Genomic DNA, 3,299 nt, shown 5'->3' with positions numbered 1-3,299 from the left:
TCGGCCAGTGCGGCGGCGAGGTCGTCGGTGCGCAGCGCCGGGAGGTCGGCCTGCAGGACGCCGACCACCCCCGCCGGGGCGTCGGCACGGAGCCACCGCTCGCCGGACCGGAGTGCCGCGTTCAGCCCCGCGTCGGTGACCCCGCCGGGGCCGCCGGACTCCCGGCCCACCGGCCCGGTGTCCTCGCCGACCAGTTCGACGTCGAGGTCCCGCAACGCCGTGAGTGCGCGCGGATCGCCGACCACGACGACACGGCGCACACCGGCCGTGGCGGTGGCCGCGCGGAGCGTGTCCGCGGCCAGCGCGAGCACCAGGTCGGCGTGCCGGTGCCCGTCCGTCGGGCAGCCGAGGGCGCCCCGCAGCCGGGACTTGCCCGCGCCCGGCGGCTTGAGCGGCACGATCAGGTCAACCTGCACGGAACCATCCTTACCGCACCGGCCGCCCGCCGTGCCTCCGGCGGGACACGGCCGGTCGTCCCGGGAAAGGACCGGGACACGCTGTGGGAGGATCCCCGGGTCAGGTGTCGGGGACGTCCACCGCCCGGTGCGGCGTCGGTCCCGGAGAAGTCGGTCTCGGAGGAATCGGAGGGTCAACCGTGGCGGACCGGGAGAAGGGCGGATTCTGGGTCGGCGCGGCCGCGGTGTTGTTCTACCCGCTGACGTGGATGGGCCGCAGCGTCTACCACGACGCGGAGCGCATCCCCCGCCACGGGCCCGCGCTGCTGGTGATGAACCACGTCTCCCATCTCGACCCCGCCGTCGACGCCGTGTTCGTGCACCGCAACCGGCGGGTCCCGCGCTTCATGGCCAAGGAGAGCCTCTTCCGCATCCCCGGGTTCGGCAGGATCCTCGCGGGTTCGGGGGGCATCCCGGTCTCCCGGGGGACCGGCTCCGCGGGGGACAGCCTCGCGGCCGCCCACCGGACCCTGCGCGAGGGCAAGATCGTGCTGATCTACCCGGAAGGGACGATCAGCAAGGATCCGCAGGGCTGGCCCAAGGGCGCCTACACCGGGGTGGCCCGGTTGGCGTTGAGCAACGACGTGCCGGTCATCCCGATCGCCCGCTGGGGAACCCAGAAGATCTGGAACGGCTACACGAAGAAGTTCCGGCCGTTGCCGCGCAAGACCGTGGTGCACGCGGTCGGCGACCCCGTCGACCTGACCGCCTACCGGGAGAAGGAACAGACCCCCGAGGTGCTCCGCGAGGTCACCGACCTGCTGATGGGCGAGGTGCGGACCCTGCTGTCCGGCGTGCGGGGCGAGACCCCGCCGGCCCGTGTCGAGGGCGGCACCGGGGACACCCGGGCCCGGGACGTCGATACCGCGGGGGGCGAGGCCTGACATGGCCCTCGAACGGATCACCGTGCTCGGCGCGGGCTCCTGGGGCACGACGTTCGCGAAGGTGCTCGCCGACGCCGGACGCGAGGTCACGGTGTGGGCCCGGCGTGCCGACGTCGCCGACGAGATCACCACCCGGCACACCAACTCCGCGTACCTGCCCGGGCTGCGGCTGCCGGACGGGCTGTCCGCCACCGCCGACGCCGGGCGGGCGCTGTCCGGGGCCGAGGCGGTGGTGCTGGCCGTGCCCAGCCAGAGCCTGCGGGACAACCTGACCCGGTGGCGCGAGCTGGTGCCGGACTCCGCGGTGCTGGTGAGCCTGGCCAAGGGCGTGGAGCTCGGCTCGCTGAAGCGGATGAGCCAGGTCGTCGGCGAGATCGCGGACATGCCCGCCGACGACGTCGTCGTGGTCTCCGGGCCGAACCTGGCCCGGGAGATCGCACAGGAGCAGCCCGCCGCGGCGGTACTGGCCTGCGCCGACCACGACCGTGCCGTGGCGGTGCAGCAGGCCTGTTCCACCTCCTACTTCCGCCCCTACACCAACACCGACGTGGTCGGCTGCGAGATCGCGGGTGCGTGCAAGAACGTCATCGCGCTCAGCTGCGGGATGGCCACGGGACTCGGCTTCGGGGCGAACACGGTCGCCACCCTGATCACCCGGGGACTGGCCGAGACCGCGCGGCTCGGCACCGCCCTGGGGGCCGACGCGCTGACGTTCGCGGGGCTGGCCGGTGTGGGCGACCTCGTGGCGACGTGTTCGTCCCCGCTGTCCCGCAACCGCACGTTCGGCGAGCGGGTCGGCACCGGCGAGACGATCGAGCAGGCGCGGGCCGCGCAGGGCGGCCAGGTGGCCGAGGGGGTCACCTCCTGCCGCTCCATCCGCGAACTCGCCCGCGGGGCCGGGGTCGACATGCCGCTCACCGAGGCCATGCACCGGGTCTGTCACGAGGGCGCTGATCCCGCGTCCGTCGGCGCCGAGCTGCTCGGGCGCGCCCGCAAACACGAGTGGTCCTGAGCCACCGACACGGCGGGAAGGGCCTTGCGCGCGTTCCGCTCCGCGGGATGCGCGCGGGTATCCGGTTGACGGCCGGGGCCCGGGATGGTTCTGTGGGAACCATGTCACTGCCCCGTGTGCCCGGGTCGCGGAGCGCCGCGTACCGGGCGCCCACGCCGAGCGGCCCACGTCTCGTCGGTGCCGCGCGGGCAGTATGTCGCACGTGTCCGTGCCGCCGCTGACCCGCTCGCGGGGTGTGCGACCGTACACGGTCCGCTCCGTGACCGGAGTCCGCGCGGCGCGGCGCTGACCGCCCCGGGATCGCACCGGAAACCCCGGAGCGCCGGTCCCGCCCGGTCCGGCCCCGCCGAGGCGACGCGCGTATCAGTCCGTCCACGACTCACTGGGAAGTCTCTTCGTCATGTTCGCCGTTCCCGACAACACGATCGCGCCCGAACCCGTCGACGCCGCCGCGGGACACCCCGTGCGCACGGCACTGGAGTTCGCGGCCGACCGGCAGCGCTGGCGCAACCTGCTGCGGTACGACCCGGACGAGCGCTTCGCCGTCCTGCTCGACGACGCCCACGGCCGCCAGGTGTGGCTGCTGAGCTGGCTTCCGGGGCAGTGCACCGGTCTGCACGACCACGGCGACACCACGGGTGCGTTCACGGTGGTCAGCGGCAGGCTCACCGAGACGGTGCTGCGCCCGGGACCGTCCGCCCCGTCCCCGTCGGGTACGGCGCCGGACGGGGCCGGGCACCGGGAGTCGCTGGTGGTCACCGCGGGGCAGTCCCGGGTGTTCGGGCCCGGCTACGTCCACGAGGTCCGCAACGCCGGCCCCGACCCCGTCATCAGCGTGCACGTCTACACCGACGGACCCCGCACCGTGCGCCCGGTTCCGGACGCCGCACCCGGGGCGTCCGCCGGCGTGTCCGGGTCCGCCGTGGGGGAGGCCGCGGTGGCGGCCCC

At 74.5% G+C, this 3,299-nt stretch carries 3 protein-coding genes and 1 pseudogene; 3 read left to right on the top strand and 1 reads right to left on the bottom strand.

The features are described 5' to 3' along the window. Positions 1–416, bottom strand: a pseudogene (locus tag SACPADRAFT_RS32875) (2-phospho-L-lactate guanylyltransferase); the annotation flags it as partial. 179 nt (positions 417–595) lie between these two features. On the opposite strand from SACPADRAFT_RS32875, the gene SACPADRAFT_RS0213465 reads away from it, so the two are divergent. The 3 genes from SACPADRAFT_RS0213465 to SACPADRAFT_RS27610 all read left to right on the top strand — a co-directional run. After that, positions 596–1,339, top strand: coding sequence for a lysophospholipid acyltransferase family protein (locus SACPADRAFT_RS0213465; protein WP_007027021.1), 744 nt, complete (start codon positions 596–598; stop codon positions 1,337–1,339). 1 nt (position 1,340) lies between these two features. Further along, on the top strand, positions 1,341–2,351 hold the full coding sequence (locus SACPADRAFT_RS0213460; protein WP_007027022.1) for an NAD(P)H-dependent glycerol-3-phosphate dehydrogenase: 1,011 nt from the start codon (positions 1,341–1,343) through the stop codon (positions 2,349–2,351). Between the two features lie 400 nt (positions 2,352–2,751). Then, positions 2,752–3,299, top strand: a 548-nt coding sequence (locus tag SACPADRAFT_RS27610) for a cysteine dioxygenase (RefSeq protein WP_007027023.1), incomplete at its 3' end; no start/stop codon positions are given.

Origin of the sequence: Saccharomonospora iraqiensis subsp. paurometabolica YIM 90007, from assembly GCF_000231035.2 — a bacterium.
Taxonomy (GTDB): domain Bacteria; phylum Actinomycetota; class Actinomycetes; order Mycobacteriales; family Pseudonocardiaceae; genus Saccharomonospora; species Saccharomonospora paurometabolica.
This window is presented reverse-complemented; position numbering and strand designations above follow the sequence as displayed.